Origin of the sequence: Streptomyces sp. NPDC004539 (assembly GCF_040610055.1) — a bacterium.
GTDB lineage: Bacteria > Actinomycetota > Actinomycetes > Streptomycetales > Streptomycetaceae > Streptomyces.
On the sequence record NZ_JBEXLS010000026.1, the window covers coordinates 24,747 to 47,375 of the forward strand.

Annotated in this window: 18 protein-coding genes and 2 tRNA genes; 4 read left to right on the forward strand and 16 right to left on the reverse strand. The window is 70.9% G+C overall.

The genetic code is table 11. The features are described 5' to 3' along the window. Positions 1-14 precede the first annotated feature (14 nt). The 6 genes from ABZX85_RS38635 to ABZX85_RS38660 all read right to left on the reverse strand — a co-directional run bounded on the left by ABZX85_RS38635 (position 15) and on the right by ABZX85_RS38660 (position 7,798). Positions 15-2,264 carry a glycosyltransferase family 39 protein gene (locus tag ABZX85_RS38635; protein WP_355879869.1) on the reverse strand — a complete coding sequence of 750 codons (2,250 nt, stop codon included), beginning with the start codon at positions 2,262-2,264 and terminating at the stop codon, positions 15-17. Then, positions 2,261-3,628: a bifunctional glycosyltransferase family 2/GtrA family protein gene (locus ABZX85_RS38640; protein WP_355879872.1), complete on the reverse strand. Its 1,368-nt coding sequence runs from the start codon at positions 3,626-3,628 to the stop codon at positions 2,261-2,263. The genes ABZX85_RS38635 and ABZX85_RS38640 overlap by 4 nt, the downstream gene beginning before the upstream one ends. 14 nt (positions 3,629-3,642) lie before the next feature. Continuing rightward, positions 3,643-5,259, reverse strand: coding sequence for a HAMP domain-containing sensor histidine kinase (locus tag ABZX85_RS38645; RefSeq protein WP_355879875.1), 1,617 nt, complete (start codon positions 5,257-5,259; stop codon positions 3,643-3,645). After that, positions 5,256-5,996, reverse strand: a complete 741-nt coding sequence (locus ABZX85_RS38650) for a response regulator transcription factor (protein WP_355880167.1) — start codon at positions 5,994-5,996, stop codon at positions 5,256-5,258. The genes ABZX85_RS38645 and ABZX85_RS38650 overlap by 4 nt, the downstream gene beginning before the upstream one ends. Positions 5,997-6,446: 450 nt before the next feature. Further along, the gene (locus ABZX85_RS38655) at positions 6,447-7,346 is read right to left on the reverse strand and encodes a DUF2797 domain-containing protein (RefSeq protein ID WP_355879878.1); all 900 of its coding nucleotides are present in this window, start codon (positions 7,344-7,346) and stop codon (positions 6,447-6,449) included. A 35-nt stretch (positions 7,347-7,381) separates the two neighbouring features. Further along, positions 7,382-7,798 (reverse strand): DUF5959 family protein, encoded by a 417-nt coding sequence (locus tag ABZX85_RS38660; protein WP_355879881.1) that lies wholly within the window; start codon positions 7,796-7,798, stop codon positions 7,382-7,384. A gap of 140 nt (positions 7,799-7,938) precedes the next feature. Here ABZX85_RS38660 and ABZX85_RS38665 point away from each other — a divergent pair, with 140 nt between their 5' ends. Continuing rightward, positions 7,939-8,433, forward strand: coding sequence for a hypothetical protein (locus ABZX85_RS38665; RefSeq protein ID WP_355879884.1), 495 nt, complete (start codon positions 7,939-7,941; stop codon positions 8,431-8,433). 40 nt (positions 8,434-8,473) lie between these two features. On the opposite strand, the gene ABZX85_RS38670 is transcribed toward ABZX85_RS38665, so the two are convergent. The 4 genes from ABZX85_RS38670 to ABZX85_RS38685 all read right to left on the reverse strand — a co-directional run bounded on the left by ABZX85_RS38670 (position 8,474) and on the right by ABZX85_RS38685 (position 9,658). Then, the gene (locus ABZX85_RS38670) at positions 8,474-8,680 is read right to left on the reverse strand and encodes a dehydrogenase (protein ID WP_355879887.1); all 207 of its coding nucleotides are present in this window, start codon (positions 8,678-8,680) and stop codon (positions 8,474-8,476) included. Between the two features lie 41 nt (positions 8,681-8,721). Beyond that, the gene (locus ABZX85_RS38675) at positions 8,722-8,943 is read right to left on the reverse strand and encodes a hypothetical protein (RefSeq protein ID WP_355879889.1); all 222 of its coding nucleotides are present in this window, start codon (positions 8,941-8,943) and stop codon (positions 8,722-8,724) included. A gap of 373 nt (positions 8,944-9,316) precedes the next feature. Continuing rightward, positions 9,317-9,389 (reverse strand) — tRNA-Arg (locus ABZX85_RS38680). Between the two features lie 178 nt (positions 9,390-9,567). After that, positions 9,568-9,658, reverse strand: a tRNA-Ser gene (locus ABZX85_RS38685). A 403-nt stretch (positions 9,659-10,061) separates the two neighbouring features. On the opposite strand from ABZX85_RS38685, the gene ABZX85_RS38690 reads away from it, so the two are divergent. After that, the gene (locus tag ABZX85_RS38690; RefSeq protein ID WP_355879892.1) at positions 10,062-14,357 is read left to right on the forward strand and encodes a PAS domain-containing protein; all 4,296 of its coding nucleotides are present in this window, start codon (positions 10,062-10,064) and stop codon (positions 14,355-14,357) included. A gap of 64 nt (positions 14,358-14,421) precedes the next feature. On the opposite strand, the gene ABZX85_RS38695 is transcribed toward ABZX85_RS38690, so the two are convergent. Next, positions 14,422-15,000 carry a TetR family transcriptional regulator gene (locus ABZX85_RS38695; protein WP_355879895.1) on the reverse strand — a complete coding sequence of 193 codons (579 nt, stop codon included), beginning with the start codon at positions 14,998-15,000 and terminating at the stop codon, positions 14,422-14,424. A 125-nt stretch (positions 15,001-15,125) separates the two neighbouring features. Between ABZX85_RS38695 and ABZX85_RS38700 the strand changes: the two genes are divergently transcribed. Then, positions 15,126-16,394, forward strand: a complete 1,269-nt coding sequence (locus tag ABZX85_RS38700) for an MFS transporter (protein WP_355879898.1) — start codon at positions 15,126-15,128, stop codon at positions 16,392-16,394. 187 nt (positions 16,395-16,581) lie between these two features. Here the strand turns inward: ABZX85_RS38700 and ABZX85_RS38705 are convergent, their stop codons facing one another. From ABZX85_RS38705 to ABZX85_RS38720, 4 genes are all read right to left on the reverse strand, one after another. Further along, a complete protein-coding gene (locus ABZX85_RS38705) occupies positions 16,582-18,237 on the reverse strand; it encodes a long-chain fatty acid--CoA ligase (protein ID WP_355879901.1) in 1,656 nt (551 codons plus the stop codon). A 167-nt stretch (positions 18,238-18,404) separates the two neighbouring features. After that, positions 18,405-18,782, reverse strand: coding sequence for a hypothetical protein (locus ABZX85_RS38710; protein ID WP_355879904.1), 378 nt, complete (start codon positions 18,780-18,782; stop codon positions 18,405-18,407). A gap of 190 nt (positions 18,783-18,972) precedes the next feature. Next, positions 18,973-19,809: a protein kinase gene (locus ABZX85_RS38715; protein WP_355879907.1), complete on the reverse strand. Its 837-nt coding sequence runs from the start codon at positions 19,807-19,809 to the stop codon at positions 18,973-18,975. Between the two features lie 80 nt (positions 19,810-19,889). Next, entirely contained in the window at positions 19,890-20,333 is a 444-nt protein-coding gene (locus tag ABZX85_RS38720; protein ID WP_355879910.1) for a hypothetical protein, read from the reverse strand. Positions 20,334-20,639: 306 nt separating this feature from the next. Between ABZX85_RS38720 and ABZX85_RS38725 the strand changes: the two genes are divergently transcribed. Continuing rightward, positions 20,640-21,980 carry a helix-turn-helix transcriptional regulator gene (locus tag ABZX85_RS38725; protein ID WP_355879913.1) on the forward strand — a complete coding sequence of 447 codons (1,341 nt, stop codon included), beginning with the start codon at positions 20,640-20,642 and terminating at the stop codon, positions 21,978-21,980. Here ABZX85_RS38725 and ABZX85_RS38730 read toward each other — a convergent pair. Next, entirely contained in the window at positions 21,958-22,491 is a 534-nt protein-coding gene (locus tag ABZX85_RS38730; RefSeq protein ID WP_355879915.1) for an NUDIX hydrolase, read from the reverse strand. The genes ABZX85_RS38725 and ABZX85_RS38730 overlap by 23 nt on opposite strands. Between the last annotated feature and the right edge of the window lie 138 nt (positions 22,492-22,629).

Genomic DNA, 22,629 nt, shown 5'->3' on the forward strand with positions numbered 1-22,629 from the left:
GGCGTCTTCGTCGTCTAGCTGCTCGCCTTCTGCGTGAGGTCGTAGAAGGTGGCCGAACCCACCGTCACCTTCTTGAAGTTGGCCTCGACCCAGGAGGTGATCTGGGACGACGTGCCGGTGGAGGAGCCGCCCATCATCCCGCCGCCGCTGGAGCCGCTGGAGATGAAGTAGTGGATCTTCCCGTCCTCGACGTACTGCTTGAACTGGGCCAGCGTCGGCGAGGGGTCGGTGCCGTTGAAGCCGCCGATCGCCATCACCGGGTCACCGGTGGCCAGTTGGTAGCTCGCCGCGTTCTGCGCGCCGATGGCCGCCGCGACCCAGGTGTACTTGGAGCTGTCGGTGTCGAGGAGCTTCTTGGCCTCGGAGGTGACGCTGGCGCCGTTGAGCAGACCGCCCGCACCGCCACCGCCGCCCATGCCGCCGCCCATCCCGCCTTCGCCGGTGGTGGTGCCGCCGGGGAAGCCCTGGCCCTGCTGGCTCTGGCCGTTCTGGCCCTGAGCGTTGCCGCCCTGCGAATTGCCCTGGCCACCCTGCGAGTTGCCACCGCCGAAGCCGTTGCCGCCGGTCCCATTGCCCTGCTGACCGGTCCCGTTGCCCTGCTGCCCCTGCCCCTGGCCGCCCTGCGTCGTGCCGTTGCCGCCCTGCTGGTTCTGGCCGGGCATCCCGCCACCCATGCCGCCCCGCATACCGCCACCGCCACCGCCGGGACCGCCGCCGCGTCCACCCATCATCGACGCCCCCGCGGGACCCGCCGTGACGATCGACCCGGTGTGCCCTTCCTGAAGCGTGCTGATGGTGTACGCCGTCGGCCCGGCCAGCGCCGCGACCAGGCTCACCGAGGCCGCTGCCAGGGCGAGTTGGCGGTTGATGCGGCCCGCGAAGATCAGCCCCAGCGCCCCGGCGAGCCCGCCGACGAGCACGAACCACTTCAGCCAGGGGAGGTAGTCGGACGTCCGGTTGAGGAGGACGTACCCCCAGGCCGCCGCCGAGACGACCGCCGCCGCGAGGGTGATCGACGCCCAGAACTCGGACCGCTTCTCCCACAGGAGACCGGCGCCCATGCCGACCACGGCCGCGATGTACGGCGCGAGGGCGACGGTGTAGTACTGGTGGAAGATGCCCGCCATGTAGCTGAAGACGATCGTGGTCATCACCAGCGAGCCGCCCCAGACGAGGAACGAACTCCGCGTGACGGACGTCCTCTTGAGCTTCCGGGTCGCGACCAGCCCGGCGACGAGCAGGATCAGCGCGGCCGGCAGCAGCCAGGAGATCTGGCCGCCGATCTCGGAGTTGAACATCCGGTCCCAGCCGGTCTCACCCCACTGCCCGGTGCCACCGCCCCCGCCGCCCCCGCCGACGGACCCGGTCTCCTCGCCGTTCAGCCGGCCGAGTCCGTTGTAACCGAAGGTGAGTTCCAGGAAGGAGTTGTTCTGGGAGCCGCCGATGTACGGCCGCGAGGACGCGGGCCACAGTTCGACGATCGCCACCCACCAGCCACCGGAGACGATCAACGCCCCCGTCGCGGCGGCGAGTTGACCCAGCCGCTTCTTCAAAGAGACCGGCGCGCAGACCCCGTACACGGCGGCCAGCGCCGGCAGGATCAGGAACGCCTGGAGGGTCTTCGCGAGGAACGCGAAGCCGATCGCGGCACCCGCCCACAGCAGCCACTTGGTGCGGCCGTCCTCCAGGGCGCGGACGACGAGGTAGCAGGCCACCGCCATGAGCAGGGCGAGCATCGCGTCCGGGTTGTTGAACCGGAACATCAGCGCGGCGACCGGGGTGAGCGCCATGACGGCGCCCGCGATCAGGCCCGCCGCCGGGGAGAACCGGCGCCGTACCGCCGCGTAGACGACGGCGACCGTGCCGACGCCCATCAGGACCTCGGGGATCAGGATCGCCCACGAGTTGAGGCCGAAGATCCGCACGGAGAGGGCCATCGGCCACAGCGCGGCCGGGGGCTTGTCGACGGTGATGGCGTTGGCCGCGTCGAGCGAGCCGAAGAAGAAGGCTTTCCAGGACTGGGAGCCCGCCTGAACCGCCGCCGAGTAGAAGGAGTTGGCGTACCCGGAGGAGTTCAGGTTGTAGAGGTAGAGGAAGAAGGTCGCGACGAGGAGGCCGAAGAAGGCCGGGCGGACCCAGGCCGGATCTTCCGGACGGCCTCGCCAAAGTCTCTTGCCACGCGGGGGGTTGGCCTCGGCTTCGCCGAGCGAGCCGCCGTCGGAGGGGGGCGGGGCCCAGGTGCGTTCGTCCTGAAGAGTCGTCATCGCTGGTTCCCCCGCGGGTCGTTGTCGTAGCCGGACCCGTACGGCGGCTGGCCGGGCTGGTCGTACGGCGGGCGGATCGGCTGGAGGCGCATCGTCGCGTCCTGCCAGTCGGCGTCCGGGGTCTCGCGCTTGTCCGGGAAGACCCAGGCGCGGAAGAGCAGGAACCGGATCACGGTCGCCGCGAGGTTGGCGGCGACGAGCACCGTGAGCTCGGTGAAGTGCGAGGGACTCGACGTCGCCGCGTTCAGCGCGGCCAGCGAGCCGCTGGTCAGCGCGAGGCCGATACCGAAGACGACGAGGCCCTGCGCCTGGTGCTTGACCGCGCTGCCCGAACCGCGCACCCCGAATGTGAGCCGGCGGTTCGCGGCGGTGTTGGCGACCGCCGAGACCAGCAGCGCGAGCGCGTTGGCGATCTGCGAGCCGCTGAACGTCCTAAAGCCGCTGTACAGCAGCAGGTAGAAGAGCGTCGACAGACCGCCGACCACACAGAAGCCGACGAGCTGCCGGGCCAGTCCCTTGGGTACGTCCATGATGTCTCGGTCGCGGGGGTCGTCACCGAACGGCCTGGTCAGCCGGTCCAGGGGCAGCGAACCGGTGGCCAGGGCCTTCCCAACGCGCCATACCCCCTTCAGGTCGTCGGTCGCCGTCTTGACGATGTGCACCGTGGAGTCCGGGTCGTCGACCCAGTCGACCGGCACCTCGTGGATGCGCAGGCCGGCCCGCTCCGCGAGCACCAGCATCTCAGTGTCGAAGAACCAGCCGGTGTCCTCCACCAGCGGCAGCAGCACCTGCGCCACATCGCGCCGGATCGCCTTGAACCCGCACTGCGCGTCCGAGAAGCGCGCCTGGAGCGAGCCCCGCAGGATCATGTTGTACGAGCGGCTGATGAACTCCCGCTTGGCACCCCGTACGACCCGGGAACTACGGGCCAGCCGGGAGCCGATCGCCAGGTCGGAGTGGCCCGAGATCAGCGGGGCCACCAGCGGGAGCAGGGCGTTGAGGTCGGTGGAGAGGTCCACGTCCATGTAGGCGAGGATCGGCGCGTCGGAGGCGGACCAGACGGTCCGCAGCGCGCGCCCCCGGCCCTTCTGCTCAAGGCGGAAGGACTTCACCCCCGGGAGGTTCGCCTCCAGGTTCTTCGCCACCACCGGGGTGGCGTCGATCGAGGCGTTGTCCGCGATGGTGATCCGGAAGGGGTAGGGGAACGTCTTGACGAGGTGCGCGTGCAGTCGCTCGACACACGGGCCGAGGTCCTTCTCCTCGTTGTACACGGGGATCACGACGTCCAGGACAGGCGTTCCGGCAGCGCCGGCCGGGAGGTGCTCCCGCGCCGGCAGCGTGCCGGGAGAAGAGTCGGTTCGCATGACAACGACTCTCGTCAGACGCCCTGTTGCACCCATGTGGTGGCACTGTGCTGACCCTGTGAGTCGAGTTGCCAGTTCGTTTCGGGCGACGGCTGCGGAACGGCCGGGGCAAGTGCCGGCAGATGCACCGTAAAAACGGTCTGCCCGGGGACGCTGTCGACGGTCACCGCGCCGCCGTGGGCGGTCGCGACGGCCTGGACGATCGCCAGCCCGAGGCCGGTGGACCCGGTGGTCCGCGAACGCGCCGTATCGCCGCGCGCGAACCGTTCGAAGACGTGCGGGAGCAGGTCCTCGGGGATGCCCTGGCCGTTGTCCTGGACGTCCACGCAGAGCCAGGGGCCGCGCCGCTGGACGCGCGCGGTGACGGTCGTCCCCGGGGGTGTGTGCGTACGGGCGTTGGCGAGGAGGTTGACCAGCACCTGTTGCAGTCGCGCCGCGTCGGCGCTCACGAGCGCCGGTTCGTCCGGCAGCTCCAGCCGCCAGACGTGGTCCCGCCCGGCCGCGCGCGCGTCGCTCACCGTGTCGATGACGAGGGGTACGAGGTCGGTCTGCTCGAACTGGAGGGGTCGTCCGGCGTCGAGGCGGGCGAGCAGGAGGAGGTCCTCGACGAGGAACGTCATCCGGCCGGCCTCGGACTCGATACGGCCCAGCGCGTGCCGGGTGTCGGGGCCGACCTCCTCCCGCCCGCGCCGGGTCAGCTCCGCGTACCCGCGGATCGAGGCGAGGGGGGTGCGCAGCTCGTGGCTGGCGTCGGCGACGAACTGCCGGACGCGCATCTCGCTCTGCTGGCGCGCGTGCAGGGCTCCGTGGATGTGGTCCAGCATCCGGTTGAGCGCGGCGCCGACCTGGCCGACCTCGGTGTGCGGGTCGGTCTCGGACTCCGGGACGCGCTCGCTCAGGTTCACCTCGCCGGTGTGCAGGGGGAGTTCGGAGACCCGGGTGGCGGTGGCGGCGACCTTGCGGAGGGGGCGGGTGGCGACGCCCACGAGGACGTAGCCGGCGATACCGGCGGCGACCAGGCCGGCGGCGGTGACGCTCAGCTCGACGAGGATGAGGGTGGTGATGGTGTTGTCGGGGTCGCTGGTGGGGATGGCGACGTAGAAGGTGCCGTTGACGCCGTCCGTGTACTTGACGCGGTAGCTGCCGAGGCCCGGGATGTCGACGGTGTGCGGCTTCTCGTCCTGGGCTGTCGCGTTGACTGCCTTGAGCTGTGCCTCCGTGAGCGTCTCCGCCTTCATCTCGAAGGTGCTGCCGGACTTCTCACCGACCGTGCCGGCCGTGACCGAGCCGTTCTCGACCTTCGCGATCAGGGTGGAGCCGCCGGGCTGCGGACCCCGGGTAACGAAGTCCGTCAGGTTGACGACCTTGGACTCCTGCTGGGGGCCCGAGTCGCGGTCGTCCGCACCGGGGGGACGGCCGCCGGGGCCGCCCGAGGCCCGCACCGAGACCTCCATCAGCTGACGGTCCAGCTGGTCGTACAGGTGCTGGCGCAGCGCCAGCGTCGTCACCGTACCGATCACCGCGCAGACCACGGCGATCAGCGCGACCGACGCGACGACGAGCCTGGCCCGCAGTGTGCGCGGCTTCCCCGCTCGTCTCTTCTGCGGACGCGGCCGTCGTCGCCCGCTCATGACTGGGCGGGCTTGATCAGGTATCCGGCGCCGCGCCGGGTGTGGATCATCGGCTCGCGGCCGGCGTCGATCTTGCGGCGCAGGTAGGAGATGTACAGCTCGACGACGTTCGCCTGGCCGCCGAAGTCGTACGACCACACGCGGTCGAGGATCTGCGCCTTGCTGAGCACCCGGCGCGGGTTGCGCATCAGGAACCTGAGCAGCTCGAACTCGGTCGCGGTGAGGTGGATGTTGTCACCGGCGCGGGAGACCTCGTGGCTGTCCTCGTCGAGGGTCAGATCACCGACGACCAGCACGGAGTCCGACCGCCGATCCGCCGCGCCCGAACGCCGGATCAGTCCGCGCAGCCGGGCGACGACCTCTTCGAGGCTGAACGGCTTGGTGACGTAGTCGTCGCCGCCGGCGGTGAGTCCCGCGATCCTGTCCTCGACGGCGTCCTTGGCGGTGAGGAACAGCACCGGCACGTCCGGCAGCTCCCTGCGCAGCCGTCCCAGCACGGTCAGCCCGTCCATGTCCGGCAGCATCATGTCCAGCACGACGGCGTCCGGCCGGAACTCCCGCGCGGTCTGTATGGCGCCGGTGCCGTCCCCGGCGCTCCGGATCTGCCAGCCCTCATACCTGAGAGCCATGGACAGCAGCTCGGTGATCGACAGCTCGTCGTCCACCACAAGCACTCGGACGGGGCTCCCGTCCGGCCTCAGCAGTTCGGTGCGCCCCTGGGGCGAGGTCGTGGTCATGTTGGACACCATGTCGACGTCCTCTGAGAGCACGCTTTCGCTTCCCTGTGATTTCCCTGAGAAACGCACAGGGAGTTCCCAGGGAGTGGGATCTTGGTGAGCGGATTGGCCTGTTCTGACCTTGTATGGGTGGCTGCGGTGAGGGCGGAGTGACAGGTTCCGCTGATGAAAGACCTTGAGAAACCTTTACGGGGGCTGTAGCTGGGGGGAGGTGGGATGGGGGGTTGGGGTGGGGGGGTTGGTGAGGGCGGGTGGGTGTCGATCGGAGCGGAGGGCGGACGCCGGTGGAGGCGGGCGGAGGCCGGTCGAGGCGGTGGGCGGAGGCCGGTCGGGGTGGCGGGCGATCGCAGGTGGGGGCGGGCGGGCGCCGGTCGGGGCGGTGGACGGAGGCCGATGCATGTGGGCGGGCGCCGGTTTCGGGGCAGGTTGGCGGCGATCGGCCCGGCCCGCTCAGAACAGCTCCGCCTGCGCGTCCTCCGGCTCCTTCGGGAACGGCCGTACCGGGAACACCCCGCCACCCCCGCCACCCCCGCCACCCTCGCCGGCCGGCGTCAGCTCCCAGCCGGTCATCAGCCGCGTGTCCAGTACGACGATCCCCTGCGCGGACGTGTCGAGGTGGAGGTCGGGGCCGGCCGCGGCGACCAGTTCCCCGGCGATGCCGGCGCCGGGGACCAGTTCGGTGATCTCGCCGGTCGCGGGAGGGGCGGCGTCCAGGCCGAACGCGGCGAGGTGGTCGACGGGACGGAAGGGCTCGGGGACGAGTGTTTCCGGCCACCCGGCGAGGGCGTGCGCACGCCGGTGCAGTACGCCCAGCTCATCGACCCCGGCGTCGACGGAACGCGCCGCGGTGGCTCGTACCGCCCGCTTCACCCCGTACGGAACCCGGTCCCCCACCCCCAGCGCGACCCGCAACACCTCCTCGGACCGCCGGGCGGCCATCAACGGCCCGCTCCCGAGCCACGTGAAACACAGGGCCCCCTGCTCCAGCAGCCGATCGCTCCCACGCTCGACGGCGGTGATCCCCACCTTGAGCAACCCGCCCCCGAACCAGGCGAGATAGACCCGATAGGCCCGAGGATCATCGGCCCGCCCGTCCGCGGCCACGGACCCCACCCGATCCAGCCGCCCACACTCCTCGCACCGCCCCCCGGTACTCCGCCCGGACACCTCCCGCCGGCCCGCACACGCATTCCCCCGAGCCCCGACACACCCCCTCCCGCCTCCCTCGACCACCCCGAACCCGACCCGCTTCCCCCACCCCAGCCCACTCCCGGCACCCCCCTCCCACCGCAGCACGGGCCCACTCCCCGCACTCCACCTCAGCCCCGCGCACTTCCACGTCCGCCCCATCCCCCGACCCTAGTTCCCCCCACTGACACTCCCCCTCACCCCAACACCTTCCTCCACCTCTCCCGAGCCTCCCCGACCCACCCCTCCCCGAGATCGACCGGCACCCGCACACAGATCCCGGTCCCGGCGGCATCCACCACCTCCACGACCAACGGCTCCTCCGCGACGACGGTCAGATACGCGGAGTCCCCCTCCCGGGGCCAGTTCCCCGCGAACACCTCGCCGTCCTCGTCCTCGTACGCCTCCTCGTCCTCCAGCACATCGAGCAGCGCCCCCCAGTCCTCAAGATCCTCCTCCCCGACCACGACGCGCACACTCCCCTCGACGAACCCGCTCCGCACGACGATCTCCCCGTCGTACCACCCGTCCTCCCGCCTCTCCACCCGCACCACAACCCCGACCCCGCCCTCGACCAGCCTCGCCAGCTCCACGCCCACTCCGATCCCGGTCAACGCGACAGAACCCCCACAGCATCAGATACGGACCTCAGCGGGACGGCAGTCACGGAAGCATCACTACTTCCACCATTCCTCCACATCATCCCGCGTCGGGCACTACGGTCACTCCACCTGAACCGCCCAGGGGGGACGAGATGACCAGCCCGTACACCACACCCATGCCACCCACACCCCGCCCACCGGACATGCGCCCGCTCCGCAGACGCAAGCGCGTGTGGCTCGGCGGCGCGGGACTGCTCCTGGCGGGTGCCCTGATAGCCGCCCCGGCCGACGACGGCCGGCAGTCGGTCGACGCGAAGACGAAAGCCGCGGCGACGGTCACCGCGACGGTGACGACAACCCCGTCCCCCGGCCCCACCATCACCGAAACGGCCACCCCCGAACCGGCCCCCACGGTCACGGTCACGGAGACGACCACCGCCGAGGCCGCCGACACCACCACCGACCTCACCGACAACACCACCGACGACGCCCCCAGCACCTGCTCGATCGTCTCCAGCTCCGGCAACTGCTACTCGGCGGGCCAGTTCTGCCGCAAGTCGGACCACGGCGCGACGACAACGAACGCGAGCGGCACCCCCATCAAGTGCGCGTACCGCTCGAACGCGTGGCGCTGGACGTACAGCTGACGGCACGTCGGACACGTCGACGCCCGGCCGACCGCCGGTCTCAGCCCTCCATCAGATCCGGATAGGGGCAGAGCTCCAACTCGGCGGCAGGCCGGTCGGCCCACTTCCACCAGATGTGCCGGTTCGAACACCCCCAGACCATCCGACAGGTACGCCGGTCGTCGTCCTCACGGCGGCAGAGCACCATCGACCCGGCTTTCAACGGGCCACCGCACTGGGGACAGATCGGTACGGAGTCGGTAGGCATCCCCACAACGTACCGCCCGCGCAAGGCGACAGTGGGGGCGGTCAGCCGCTCTGCGTGCCGTCCGGGACCGGGGCCGTGTCCTCGGCCGGCGGGGCGGTGACGGTCACCGGCCGGTCGATGTCGAGGAAGGTGACGGTGAGGTCGAGCGGACCGGTACCGGCGAACGCGTCATTGTGCTCGGCGCGCAGACGGAACCGCCTGGTGCGGTCGTCGCCGTCGGTCCACAGGTCCGTGGTGAGCGGATCGGCGATCTCCAGTTGCATGAAGCCGGCTGGGCAGCACGCCGTACGACTGGTTGTACGCCCCGCCGCTGCCCCACACGGCCGGCGCGGCACTGAACCAGCCCTTGCCGTTCAGCTTCTCGGCACTGAGCACGCTGCCGCCGACGTACATGACCTTGTCGACGAACCGAACCTCCAGCAGCCGCTCCCCCGGCACGGTCCCGGCGATCCGATAGCGAAGCGACCTCATCGCCCCGGCCTTCTCCGCGGCCTTCGCCACAGCCGCCGCGGGCGTCACCTTCGGCGGGTCCTCCCCCACGGAACCACTCTCGGCACCACCCCCACAGCCGGCCGATCCCCCTCCATGAACACGAAGAAGCCCCCTCCAGAATTCCGGAGGGGGCCTCGACTGCTGTGCACTCGGCAGGATTCGAACCTGCAACCTTCTGATCCGTAGTCAGATGCTCTATCCGTTAAGCTACGAGTGCTTGTTTTGTTGTTTCTCGTGTCTTCCGTTCCTGGCCTTCCGGCCGCTCCTGGCGACAGGAAGAACATTACATGACCGGCGGCGGCATGTGAAATCCGATTGGCGTAGCCCTTGTGACCTGCGGAAACGGGGGTGGAACGGCGAAACCCCGGTCGGGAGGACCGGGGCTTCGGGTGGGGCGGAGGCGGAGGGATTTGAACCCTCGATGGGCTTTAAGGCCCAAACCGCATTAGCAGTGCGGCGCCATAGACCGGACTAGGCGACGCCTCCAGCACAACCGCTCGCGTGGGTGCGAGTGGTGCGTGCAGATGATGACACAGGTGAGTGCCGTGTCACCAATCGATGCCCACCGTACTAGGCGGTCGGGGGCCAGGGCAAAGGGGTTGGGGCGAGAGGCCCGAGGCGGGCGGCGGCGCTCCTCCCGCGTGGACGCCGTGCACCCGCACCCCACCGAAACCCCCAACCCCGTAAAGGTCCCGCGCAGTTCCCGCGAACCCCGTTCGTACCCGCGTTCGCAAGGGCACGTGGTTCGTGCGAGGTGGCTCTCATACGGCGCCGGAGGTGAGGGCCCTGCCCTTAGACTCCCTCGCGTGACACCCCGCGGGCCGGTTGGCAAGATGGCCGGAGCGGGCGGCAGGATGCGCAAGGTGCGGTGACAGGGAGGAAGCGTCTCGTGAGCAGCAGGCCATCCCGAGGCGCTGCTCGCCTCGCGGCGATACTGGACGCCCTGCCGGACGCGTTGGTGCTGGTCAACGCGAACGGGACAGTCGTCAACGCGAACACGATCGCGCTGGAGGCGTTCGAGTCGCCGGGGACCGCGCTGGTCGGGCGGGGGCTGCTCGATCTGCTGCCCGAGTTCGACTCCAAGCTGATCCCCGGGTCCATGCGCAGGCCCGACCACATCGATCCGCGCGGCCGGACCAAGCCCGCCCGCATGATCGCCCGCCGCACCGACGGCCACGAGTTCCCCGTCGAGGTCACCAGCGCGAACCTGGAGAACGGCCAGCAGGCGTACGACGGATACGGCTACGCCCCGGACGAACTGCTGATGCTGGTCGTACGCGATCTGTCCGGCACCGTGGACACCGAGGCGGAACTCGCCCGCTCCCAGCGCCAGACGGAGATGATCCTGCGCGCGGCGTCCGAGGGCGTCGTGGGCACGGACACCGACGGGCGGATCGTCCTCGTCAACCCGGCCGCCGCCCAGATACTGGGGTATCGGGCCAGCGACCTGGGCGGCAAGGAGCTGCACACCCTCGTCCTGCACTCCCGCCCGGACGGCGCCCCCTTCCCGTACGACGAGTCGCCGCTCGCCGACACCCTCCGCTCCGGCCGCAAGCACCGCGTCCGCGGCCAGGTGCTGTTCGCGAAGAACGGCGACAAGGTCTCCGTCGACCTGACGACCGCGCCGGTGCGGGACGGCGACCAGCTCGTCGGCGCCGTCATGACCTTCACCGACCGGCGGCCGTACGACGCGCTCGCCAAGGAGAAGGAGACCTCCGAGGAGGCGCATGCCGAGGAGTTGGAGCGGCTCTCCGAGGAGCACGCCTCCGACCTGACCGCCCTGCGCCAGCGGCACGTCACGGAGATCGAGGAGCTCACCGAACAGCACGCGGAGGAACTCGCGGCCGGCGACGACCGGTACGCGGCCCTCGGCGAACGCGAGAAGGACCGGTACGAGGCCCTCGCCGGCCGGCACGACCAGCTCCTCACCCTCCTCGGCCGCTCCCTGCGCGGCCCCCTCGACGAACTCCGCCGCGAACTCGCGACCCTCGCCGCCGACGACGCCGGCCAGCTCTGGCCCGAGGCCAACCAGGTCCTGCACCACCTCTCCGCCGGGTACTCCCGGATCACCACCCTCATCGACAACGTCCTCGGCTACCAGCTCCTCGACACGGGAGAAGCGCAGGTCAGCCGTACGAAGGTGATGCTGGACGCGGTCGTCGCGGCAGGTGTCGACGGCGCCGTAGAACTGATCGGGCCCGGCCGCGTGCAGTTCGCCGTCCACGCGCCGCCGATCGAGGCCGAGGTCGACGCCCGCCTCCTCGCGACCGCGCTGGCCCACCTCGTCGCGGACGTCGCCGGCGTCGACGCGACCGGGAACGCGCCCGTCTCGGCGGGCGGCTACATGGACAACACGGTCGTCGTGGCCGCCGCCCAGCGCGGCGAGGTCGTCCGGATCGAGGTCCGGGGCCCGTACAGCGGCGGCGACCCGGTGCACGAGCCGATCGTCCGGGGCATCGTCCGCGCGCACGGCGGGGTGCTCCAGACGGTCGAGGTGCCGGGGATGAGCGGCAGCGCGTACGTCCTTGAGGTGCCGCTCGGCGGTGGCGCCGGGGTCGTGCCCGCGCAGGAGATCGCGCTGGTCCAGGAGGCCGCCGCGCCGCAGGAGGACGCGGGGCGCAGGCGGGCCCGGCGCAGCTCCGTGGACGCGTTCCTCGAAGGGGACGACGGTGAGGGCGCCGTTCCGCCCACCGGGCGCCGGCGCCGGCGTGGGCCCGCCGCCGAGGAGGACGAGGTCGTCGTCGAGGCGGGCGGGGGGTCCGGGCGTCGGCGCGGACGGCCCGCGGCGGGCGGGGACGAGCCGGCCGAGGGCGCGGTCGTGACCGCCGCCGAGCACGCGGCGGGGACGGCGGCTGCCGGGGCGGGGCTGGGGGCTGTGCCTCCGCAGGGGGTTCCGGTGCCGCCCGGTGGGGTGCCGGTGCCGGTCGGGGTGGGAAGTGAGCAGCACGCGTTGCCGCCGGCGTTGCCTGCGGCGGGGGCGGCTTCGGGTGCGGGTGCCGGTTCCGGTGAGGGCGGCGATGAGCAGGGGCAGCCGACCGGGCGTCGGCGTCGGGCGTTGGCGGCGGCGGGGGAGCGGGCCGCCGCGCAGGAGGCGGGGCCTCGGGCGGTGTTCGCGTTGCCGCCGGCTGAGGCGGATCGGGATGTGGAGGGGGCCGGGGTGGCGCCGGTTCCCGTGCCGGCGCAGGGGGTTGCTCCCGGGGTGGTGCCCGGGGCGGGGGCGGTTCCGGGGCAGGTCGCCGTTCCGGGGCAAGGGGTTGCTCCTGGGCAAGGGGTCGTCCCGGCTCAGGTCCCCGTGCCCGCTCAAGGTTCGATTCCGGCTCAGGGGCCGGTTCCCGCTCAGGGTGCCGTTCCCGCTCAAGCGCCGGTTCCGGCCCAGGGCGCCGTTCCCGTACAGAGTCCCGTTCCCGTGCAGGGTGCCGTTCCGGTCCAGGGGCAGATTCCCGCGCAGGGTCCAGTTCCCGGGCAAGTTCCGGTCCCCGCTCAGGCGCCGGTCCCCGCTCAGATGCCGGTTCCCGGGCAGGCGCCGGTTCCAGGGCAGGCGCCCGTTCCAGGGGCGCTTCCCGCGCAGGGGGCCGTACCGGTGGCGGGTGCCGTTCCCGTCCAGGGGCCCGCCGGCGTCGTACCGCCTCAAGGCGTCGCCGTACCCCCGCAGGCCGGAGTCGAATCCGGTGGGGTCGATCATTCCGGGCGCAACGACGTGGGCCCGCACGAGCAGGCGGACGATCACACCCCGCCGCAGCCGCATCCGGCGAGCGCGCCCACGGGACGCCGTCGCCGGGCCGTCGCGATGCCGTCCGGGGCGGACGTGGACGAGGCGGGCCCGGAGGCCGCGGGCCACCCGCAGGCCCAGGCCCACCCGCAGGTCCCGGCCCAACTGCCCCCGCAGGCGGTCCAACTACCCGCTCAGGCGCCCGCACCCGGTGCCGTTGCGCCCGACGGGGTCGTACCCGGCGCGCCCGCGCAGGCGCAGCCGCACCCCGTGCTCCCGCAGCCCGGCCACACCGGGCACATCCCGCTGCCCCTGCCGGCGGAGGTCCCGGCGCCGCAGCCGTTGCCGGCCGAGGCCGTGGACCCGAACTCCACGCAGGGCAGGGCGATCAGCGTGCGGACGCTCGGGCAGGGCGTGCCGTTCACGCGGCAGGCCGCGCAGGTGCAGCAGCCGACGGCGACCCCGCCCGGGGGCACGCCGAGCGCCGGGCGGCGCCGCAAGCTCGGGACGCCGCCCGGGCCGGAGGCGCGCCCGCATCCGCCGGCCGAGCAGCCCGTCGTCCCCGCGCAGTCGCTGCCGCACCCGTCGATGGCGGGGCAGACACGGCTCGCGCCCGGGACGGACGGGGCCGGGCGGTCGTACGCCATAGGGGCGCCCGACTCGAACGCGGCCGAGGGGCCTGAGCCGCTGGACGGGCCCGGCGGGGCCGTCGAGGTCGCCGACCCGCCGCGCCCGCAGCCGATGGACGACGAACTGCCCCCCGAGCCGCTCGACAACCCGCGCCGGCTGCTGGTCTGGCCCGCGCCGGACGTCACGACGCAGCAGGCGCTGAGCGACCGCGGCTACCGGCCGGTGATCGTCAACTCCCGCGAGGAGGTCGACGCGCAGATCGCGGCCTTCCCGGCGGCCCTGTTCGTCGACCCGCTGACCGGCCCGATCACCCGTACGGCGCTCCAGTCGCTGCGCACGGCGGCCGTCGCGGCGGACGTCCCGGTGCTGGTCACGGCCGGTCTCGGGCAGGCGACCCGGGAGGCGGCGTACGGCGCCGATCCGGCCGTCCTGCTGAAGGCGCTCGCGCCCCGGGACAGCGAGCAGCATCCGCCGCGCGTCCTGCTGATCGAGGAGCACGCCGAGATCGCGCTCGCGCTGACGTCGACGCTGGAGCGGCGGGGGATGCAGGTCGCGCGGGCGGCGAGCGACGCGGACGCGGTGATGCTGGCGGGGCAGTTCCGGCCGAACCTCGTCGTCATGGACCTCATGCAGGTCGACCGGCGGCAGGCGGGGATTCTGGACTGGCTGCGGGCGAACGGGCAGCTCACGCGGACGCCGCTGGTCGTGTACACGGCCGCTGTGGACCAGCCTGATCTGCCTCGGCTGGCTTCGGGGGAGACGGTGTTGTTCCTGGCGGAGCGGTCGACCAGTGCGGAGGTTCAGTCGCGGATCGTGGATCTGTTGGCGCGGATCGGGACGAACTAGGGGCGGTGGGGGCGGGTTGGGGGCCCGGGCGTGGGGTTGGGCCCGGGCGTGGGGCCCGTCGGCGTTACTTCGCGGCCAGTCTTCTCGCCGCCTCGCGGATCGACGCTCGGAGGCGGTCGCGGTCGGTGTCCTCGGAGCCGGCGAGGATGCGGCTCATCTGGGGGACGACGGTCATCCAGTTGGCGAGGGCGAGCAGGAGGATGAGGAGGTCGGCCGGGGGGATCGCGTCGGTGATGACGCCGCGTTCCTGGCCGTCGCGCATCGCGGTGACCTTGTGGGCGTAGTGCTCGCGGCGGGCCGTCTCGTCGGGGAGTTCGCCGGTGCCGTACTCGATGCCCTCCCAGTAGAGGAGGCGCAGGAGTTCGGGGTGCGCGGCGTGGTAGTCCATGAGGCGGTCCATCCAGCCGTCGATGTCGTCCGGATCGACGGGGACGGCGGCGGCGAGCTCGACCATACGGCGGCTGAGGACCTGCGTGAACAGCTCCGCCTTGTTGCCGTAGTAGACGTAGATGAGCTGTTTGTTGGCCTTCGCCTCGGTGGCGATGCGGTCGATGCGGGCGCCCGCGATGCCGTACCGGGCGAACTCGGTGACGGCGGCGTCGAAGATACGCGCCTTGGTCGCCTCGGGGTCTCTGACTGCCATGGGTTCAGGGTAGCGGGAACCAATTCATAACCAACTGGTTGGTTGACAAGGAATGCGGCGGGGCTTCAGACTGTTGGGAGTCAGGTAAGCAACCAACTGGTTGGTTGTACGTTCGGGGAGGGGTCATGTCTGCTGTGTCACCGGTGTCCGCGCGGGCCGTCCGGGCCGGTTCCGGGGAGCCTTCTCCCGGCGCGCGGTTCCTGCTGCCGCTGATCGCCCTCTGTACGGCCGTCACCGCCGCGAACATCTATCTCGCGGCGCCGCTGCTGCCGCTCATCGCGCGGGACTTCGGGACGACCGCCTCCTCGGTCGCCTGGATCGCGTCGGTCGCCCAATTCGGTTACGCCGCCGGGCTGTTGCTGTTCGCGCCGCTGGGGGACCGGGTCGACCGGCGGCGAATAGTGGCGGTGCTGTCGGTCGTGACGGCCGTGGCGATGGGCGGGGGCGCGCTCGCCGGGGGCGCCGGGGTGCTCGCGATCGCCGTGTTCCTCGCGTCCGCGGCGACCGTCGTACCGCAACTCCTCGTGCCGTTCGTCGCCCAGCGGGCGCCCGCGGATCGCCGGGCCCGGCATGTCGCCGCCGTCATCGCCGGGCTCTTCACCGGGATCGTCGCGGCCCGGGTGCTCGGGGGGCTCGCCGGGCAGGCGTTCGGGTGGCGGTGGGCGTTCGCGGGGGCGGCCGTACTGACGGCCGTGCTGGGGGTGGTGACCGCCTGGGCGCTGCCTCGGGAGCGGGTCGCGCGGGGGGAGGGGTCGCTGTTCGCCGGGTTGTTCGGGATGCCGGGGTTGGTGCGGAGGTCGCCGGAGCTTTGGCGGGCTTGTGTGCGGCAGGCGGGGATGTACGGGGCTTGGTCGGCTTTGTGGACGTCGTTGGCGTTGCTGTTGACGGGGACGGGGACAGGTTCGGGATCGGGATCAGGGTCGGGCTGGGGCTGGATTTCGGGCGGGGCGTCGGGTTACGGCATGTCCACGGCGACTGCGGGGCTGTTCGGGTTGTTCGGGCTCGCGGCGAGCGTGGTCGCTCCGCTGGCGGGGGGCCTGGTCGACCGTTTCGGCGCCGGACATGTGGTGCGGGGCGCGTACGCGGTGGCCGCGGTCTCGGTCCCCTTGTTCTGGTGGGGCGGGTCGGCGTTGCCCGCGCTGTTCGTGGCGGCGGTGCTGATCCACGCGGCGCTGGTCACGTCCCACGTCGCCAACCAGACACTCGCCCTGACGACAACCTCCTCACCTTCCGTGGCGAACAGCGCGTACGTCGTCGCGGGGTTCGCGGGCGGAGCGACGGCGTCCGCTCTGGCGGGGGCGGCGTTCGGGGGGTTCGGGTGGGGCGGGGTGGTTGTGGTGGCGGGGGTTTGGCTGGGGGTGGGGTGGGGGGTGACGGCGGGGGGACGGCGGTGAGGGGCTTGGGGCGCGGAGGGGTGACGCCGGTGAGGCTCTTTAGGGGTGCCTCTGATACGCCGGTCAGGCGCGAGTCTTCAGGGGCGCGGGACCGTGTTCAATTTGCGGCTACCGCCGCGCGGGCGCGACCAGCCCTCCACCACCCGCACCTGCCGACGCAACACAAGCCCCCCCTCCGCCACCGCCCTTAAATCTCCGTGACCTCCAGCTCCCCCTCCGCATACCTCCGCCGCAACACCTTCTTGTCGAACTTGCCCACACTCGTCTTCGGCACAGCCTCGATCACCGTCCACCGCTCAGGCAGCTGCCACTTGGCGATACCCCCCTCACCCGCGAGGAAGGCCCGCAGCTCGGCGAAGTCGGCGGCAGCCCCCTCCTTCAACACGACCGTGGCCAACGGCCGTTCCCCCCACTTCGTGTCGGGGACGGCGACGACGGCGGCCTCGGCGACAGCCGGATGCGCCATCAACGCGTTCTCCAGGTCCACGGACGAGATCCACTCACCCCCGGACTTGATGACGTCCTTGGCCCGGTCGGTGAGCGTCAGGAACCCGTCCGCGGAGATCGTCCCGACATCCCCGGTCTTCAACCACCCGTCCGCACTGAACTTGTCCTCGGGCCGCAGAAGTTCCGCGTCGGCGCCGTTGTAGTACGCCCCGGCGATCCAGGGCCCGCGCACCTCCAGCTCCCCCGCCGACTCCCCGTCCCACGGCAGCCGCTCACCCCCGGGCCCGGTGAGCCGCGCCTCGACGCCGGCCGGGAACCGCCCCTGCGTGAGGCGGTACGCGAACTCCTCGTCCGTACCGACGACATGGGCGGGCGGCCGGGCGATCGTCCCCAGCGGAGACGTCTCGGTCATGCCCCACGCGTGACAGACCCGCATACCGAGCTCGTCGAACGCGGCCATCAGCGAGGGCGGACAGGCGGACCCCCCGATGGTGACCTGCTGAAGGCTGGAGACGTCACGCGGCTTGGCGGTGAGCTCGGCGAGGAGCCCCTGCCAGATCGTCGGGACCGCCGCCGCGTGGCTGGGCCGCTCGGAAGCGATCATCTCGGCGAGCGGGCCGGGCTGGAGGAAGCGGTCCGGCATCAGCATGTTGACGCCGGTCATGAAGGTGGCGTGCGGGAGCCCCCAGGCGTTCACGTGGAACTGGGGGACGACGATCAGCGAGAGGTCCTCGTCCGTGAGGCCCATCGACTGCGCCATGTTGACCTGCATGGAGTGCAGGTAGATGGACCGGTGGCTGTAGACGACCCCCTTGGGGTCACCCGTGGTACCGGAGGTGTAGCACATCGCCGCCGCACTGCGCTCGTCCAGCTCGGGCCAGTCGTACGACGTCGGACGCCCCGCGATCAGCTCCTCGTACTCATGCACCCGGACGGCGGCGTCCGCGAGGCCGGAGCGGTCGCCGGGCCCGGAGACGACGACGTGCTCGACGGTCTTGAGGTGCGGCAGGAGCGGAACCAGCAGCGGCAGGAGCGAGCCGTTGACGATGACGACCTTGTCCTGCGCGTGGTTCGCGACCCAGACCAACTGCTCAGGGGGCAGCCGGAGGTTGAGGGTGTGGAGGACGGCCCCCATGGAGGGGATCGCGAAGTACGCCTCGACGTGCTCGGCGTTGTTCCACATGAGCGTCGCTATCCGCTCGTCCCCGCTCACCCCCAGCTCGTCCCGCAGCGCGTGCGCCAACTGCGCGGCCCGCCCGGCGACCTCCGCATAACTCCGCCGCTGCGGCTCCGCCTCACCCGTCCAGGTCGTGACCTGCGAGGACCCGTGAATCGCGGCTCCGTGGGTCAAGATCCTCGAAATCAGCAGCGGTACGTCCTGCATCGTGCTCTGCACGGCGTCCTCCCGGGCGACATTGCCTGCGGCGGCGGAACTGGTTGAGCCTGATTCTGCGCACATACCATTCGGTATGTCACTAGGAAGGGCCCGATCGATCGGCTCACATTAAAGCGAAGGTCAAATCGGCAGGTGAAGGCGGCACGGGCCGCACCCCCCACACAACCTCACGCACTCTCCCGCATCGCGTTGGCAAACGCTTCCGCGCCGAACGGAGCGCCTTCGTAGGTGTACGGGTAATCCACCCCCGCCGCCGCGTACGCAGCCGCCCGCCGCCGCTCGCGCTGGAGGTGGAGCTCCGCGACCTCGGCCCACAGCCGGGCCTCCTCCTGCCGCCGGAAGATCTCGGCGGCCTCCGCCTTGGAGGGTGACGTCCAGGGACGCGACCAGGGGCTTACGGGGATGACAGGGGTGACGGGCTCAGGGGTGGCCGGGGCTGCGGGGGTTTTCACACAGCACTTCCGACGCCTGCCCGTCGCGGGCAGGAGAAGCGCGATCAGGGTACGCAGGCACGCCGAGATGGCATGCGCGATAGAGTGGCGCATGGCGACAGGTCCTTTAGCGAGAAGTTGTCGTCAGGCCCCTTCAGCAGAGTGTTGATCGCACTCTGAGTCCTGAGGGGGCCACTTTTTGTTGTTGTTGAGGAGCACCGTAGCACCGAGATCAGCGAGTTGAAGCAAATCTCTGCGAACTCGGCAACTTTTTCGGCGGGTTGGATGCGCCCGGGCTCCCGTCTCAGTTGAGGACTTCGGCGGCCTCCTGGAGCGTGGGCCGGTCTTTCGGATCGTGGCTGAGCATGGCGTCGATGAGTTCACCAAGTCTGCCGGGTGCCTTGACGGGACGTCGTCTGCCGTCGGCGACGGCTTCCCTCTGCACGGAGCGCGGAGCGTCGTCGGGGTACTCGACGGCTCGCCACCCGGTGGCCGAGATCAACAGCGAGGCACCGAGGGCGTAGACGTCGGCTTCCGGGGTGGGTTCGGCTCGGCCTGTGGCCAGGACGCTACGGGAGATCTCCGGCGCTTCGTAGTGGACGAGACATCCCCGGTACGGGAAGTCGTACACCTCGGGAACGTCCCCGCCTCGCGCGAGGGCGAGGTCGATGAGGTGAACGTGATCCGGGCCGACGATGAAGTGGGCGGGCTGCACATCACCGTGCGCCCAGCCTCGCGCGTGAACCTCGGCCAGCGCCTCGACGCAGCCCGGTGCGACGCTGACATGCGGTTCGACCGGCGCCTCCCGTCGGCGACGAGGTTCCCACAGCCGGTACAAGTCCGGTCCCGAACGCCAGGGTTGGACGTTCCACGTCCCGTGCTCCCACTCGCCGTACACGACATCCCTTCGGCCGAGGTGATGCAGCACGGCTCCCTCACGGGCGGGGGCGAGCGCGGTCCACGGCTGGGCGTCCCACTCGGCGGTGGCCTCGACCGGGCGGCCGAGCTTCACGGCGTAATGACCCTGTGGGCTCTCCACTTCCCAGACCGTGGAGCCTCGGCGATCTGCGACCAGGCGCCTGCTCGTGGGGGTGAGTGCGTCGAGCACCGGGGTCGGCAGGTCAAGGATCGGGCCGGACAACGTGACTTCTCCATCCTGAGTTTCCAAGCGGGCGCGGCGGGTTGTGAGTTGAGGCCGGCCGCACCCGCTGGGTCCATGCGCTATGCCTGACCGTAAGGCCGTCCGCAGTCCGAGTCGCAGTTCGCGAGGTTCGTGCCGTCCACGGTCCACAGGTCGTCGAGAACCATGAACCCGGCCGCCTTCATGGCGCGTGCCGAGGCGGCGATGTGCTCGGGGTCGCGGGGTCCGCCGCCGGGCTTGGGGTTGTGGTGCAGGAAGCGGCCCGCGTACCGCTCGCAGAGGTCCGTGTACTCCTTGGTGTGCAGGATCAGCGCGTGCAGGCCGAGGTCCACGTCGTCCGACGGGACCATGGGGACGGTGGCGGTGGCCGCCGTGACCACGAAGGCCACGGCCTGGTCCGCGATCCGCTCGGCCCGCTCGGGAGACTGGCCGTCGTGGATCACCACGAAGCGGGCGAGGCTCTCGAACAACTCCTCACCGGCCACCGCTCGTCCGGTCTTCTGGTCGTTCGCCGTCGCTGTCATGGGGAAACTCCTCCTGTGTGGCGGTACGGCACCCGCGCTGACCGTTGACAGGCGTCACAGCCCGACGCGGTTGCTGCCGTTCCTGATGGCCAGGCGCGCGCTCAGTCCCTTCCGGGCGCTCAGCGTCACGAGGTCGTCCGCAGGGCGTCCCACTCCGTGTCGCCGTTGCCGATTGCTCGCCATGGACAGGAGCATCGCGAGCCGGGGAACTCCGCCAAAAGGTCAGGCTGATTACCCAACTTGGGTAACCGCGCCGCGAGTAGAGTCACCATGACGCTGAGTAGTCTTCGTACCGGGAGCCTGCCGATGCCTGACGCCGACCGGCCGCGGGAGCTGCCCACCAGGCTGCTCACAGATCCCGAGATGATCGAGGCATGCCGGGTACGGGACTTCGCCCGGGTCTTCCGGCTGCTGAGGACCCGGGCGGGCATCTACCCGTCGATGATCGCCCGGCGATGCGAGCTGACTCCGAGCCGGGTCGGCGAAGTGATCGCGGGACGGCGGCAGTTGTTGCACATGGACGTCATCGAGCGCATCGCGGACGGCTTACGCATCCCCGGACACATGCTCGGCCTCGCGCGTCGGGAGTGGGAGACGCCCCAGGCTCTTGTGGTCGTACAGCGTGGGACACCCCAGGTACTGGAGCCCGACCAGCCGGAGGCTGCCTCACTGCCGAGTCCCGAGGTGGACGGCATCCTGTCCCTGGCTACACGAACGACCTTCAGCGCAGCCACACTTGACGCCTTCCGCTCCTCCATCGAGGACTACTGGCGGCGCGACGACCAGCACGGCGGCGAGGCGTTGCGGCCGGCGGTCGTCGGCCAACTCCGCCACGTCGTAGGGCTCCTGAAGGAGAACCGGCCCACCTCGATCCGGAACGGTCTGTACGGCATCGCGGCCGAACTGACACGCCTCACCGGCTGGACCCACTTCGACGCCCGCCAGTACAGCCAGGCTCGCGCGTACTTCACGGAGTCGCTGAACCTGGCCAAGGAGATCGACGACCGCCAGTTCATGGCCAACGTCCTGGCCTGCATGAGCTTGCAGGCCACCTACCAGGACAAACCCGCGGACTCACTCGCCCTCGTGAGCGCCGCCCAGGACCAGGCTCGCTCGTCCCTCGGTACGACCCCGCGTGTCCTGTCCATGCTCTCGATGCGTGAAGCCTTCGCCCACGCCACCCTCGGCAACCGGTACGCGACCCACCGGGCGATCGGTGAAGCTCAAGGCCACTTCGAGCGAATTCGGACGGGCGATCCGGACCCGCCATGGGTGGTGTACTTCGACGAACCGAAGCTCATCGTGGACACCGGCATCGCCCACGGCCAACTGGGCGAAGCGGCGACAGCCGAACCCCTGATCGCGGACGCCTTGCGGCGGGAAGCCGAGTCGAACCAACGGAGCCGCGCGTTCCACGCGTTCTGGCTGGCGCGTACGCGACTCGACCAGGGCAAGCTCGATCTGGCGTGCCACACGGCTACGTGGGCCCTGGAATCCGCTTCGGTCGTGTCGTCCGAGCGGGTGACCGGCCATCTCAGGGAGTTCTACGATCGGTTGGCCCCGTACAGGCAGGAGCCCGTGGCGCTCGCCTTCGAGGCGCGGCTGCGGGCGGTCCTTCAGCCGGTCAGCGGATCGCTTCGTCCATGAGCAGGTAGAGGAGCCCGACGAGGGACCCGCTGCTGACGACTTCGCGGCGGTCGATCATCCCGCGCACCTCGCTGAGGGGAATCCACTCGATGCGGTCGGACTCGTTCTTCTCGGTGGGTGGTCCGACGTAGGTGGCGCCGTCGGCGCGGAAGACGTGGTGCTGGGAGTCGGTGATCCCGTTCGCCGGCTCGGCGTAGATCAGGGGCTTGATGGGTCCGGGGCGCCAGCCGGTCTCTTCGAGGACTTCGCGGGCCGCCGCCTCCTCGGGCGTCTCGCCTTCCTCGACCAGGCCCATGGGCAGCTCCCAGGCCCACGAGTCGGTGATGAAACGGTGCCGCCACATCATCAGCACCTCCCGGCGGTCATTCACCACGGCGGCCACAGCCAGGTGGCGCAGCCGGACGACGTGGTACTCCCACCGGCGCCCGTCAGGCTGCTGGACGTCGACCAGACAGAGGTTCACCCACTTGTTCGTGTAGATCTGTCGCTCACCGTGGGTCTTCCACTCCATAACCTGCGGCCCTTCTCCCGATCGATCCCCAGGGTCTCAGACCGCCAGGAGAGCCGAGCCCAGGTCGAGGGTCTTTTTACGTCACTCTGACGAGATACTCCTCTGGAAGGACAAGACCCACACCGGCAGTCCCGGCGG

Coding starts and splice junctions, on each gene's coding strand:
- ABZX85_RS38635 (WP_355879869.1), bottom strand. CDS start 2,264: ATGACGACTCTTCAGGACGAACGCACCTGGGCCCCGCCCCCCTCCGAC.
- ABZX85_RS38640 (WP_355879872.1), bottom strand. CDS start 3,628: ATGCGAACCGACTCTTCTCCCGGCACGCTGCCGGCGCGGGAGCACCTC.
- ABZX85_RS38645 (WP_355879875.1), bottom strand. CDS start 5,259: ATGAGCGGGCGACGACGGCCGCGTCCGCAGAAGAGACGAGCGGGGAAG.
- ABZX85_RS38650 (WP_355880167.1), bottom strand. CDS start 5,996: ATGACCACGACCTCGCCCCAGGGGCGCACCGAACTGCTGAGGCCGGAC.
- ABZX85_RS38655 (WP_355879878.1), bottom strand. CDS start 7,346: ATGGGGCGGACGTGGAAGTGCGCGGGGCTGAGGTGGAGTGCGGGGAGT.
- ABZX85_RS38665 (WP_355879884.1), top strand. CDS start 7,939: ATGACCAGCCCGTACACCACACCCATGCCACCCACACCCCGCCCACCG.
- ABZX85_RS38670 (WP_355879887.1), bottom strand. CDS start 8,680: ATGCCTACCGACTCCGTACCGATCTGTCCCCAGTGCGGTGGCCCGTTG.
- ABZX85_RS38675 (WP_355879889.1), bottom strand. CDS start 8,943: ATGCAACTGGAGATCGCCGATCCGCTCACCACGGACCTGTGGACCGAC.
- ABZX85_RS38695 (WP_355879895.1), bottom strand. CDS start 15,000: ATGGCAGTCAGAGACCCCGAGGCGACCAAGGCGCGTATCTTCGACGCC.
- ABZX85_RS38700 (WP_355879898.1), top strand. CDS start 15,126: ATGTCTGCTGTGTCACCGGTGTCCGCGCGGGCCGTCCGGGCCGGTTCC.
- ABZX85_RS38710 (WP_355879904.1), bottom strand. CDS start 18,782: ATGCGCCACTCTATCGCGCATGCCATCTCGGCGTGCCTGCGTACCCTG.
- ABZX85_RS38720 (WP_355879910.1), bottom strand. CDS start 20,333: ATGACAGCGACGGCGAACGACCAGAAGACCGGACGAGCGGTGGCCGGT.
- ABZX85_RS38725 (WP_355879913.1), top strand. CDS start 20,640: ATGCCTGACGCCGACCGGCCGCGGGAGCTGCCCACCAGGCTGCTCACA.
- ABZX85_RS38730 (WP_355879915.1), bottom strand. CDS start 22,491: ATGGAGTGGAAGACCCACGGTGAGCGACAGATCTACACGAACAAGTGG.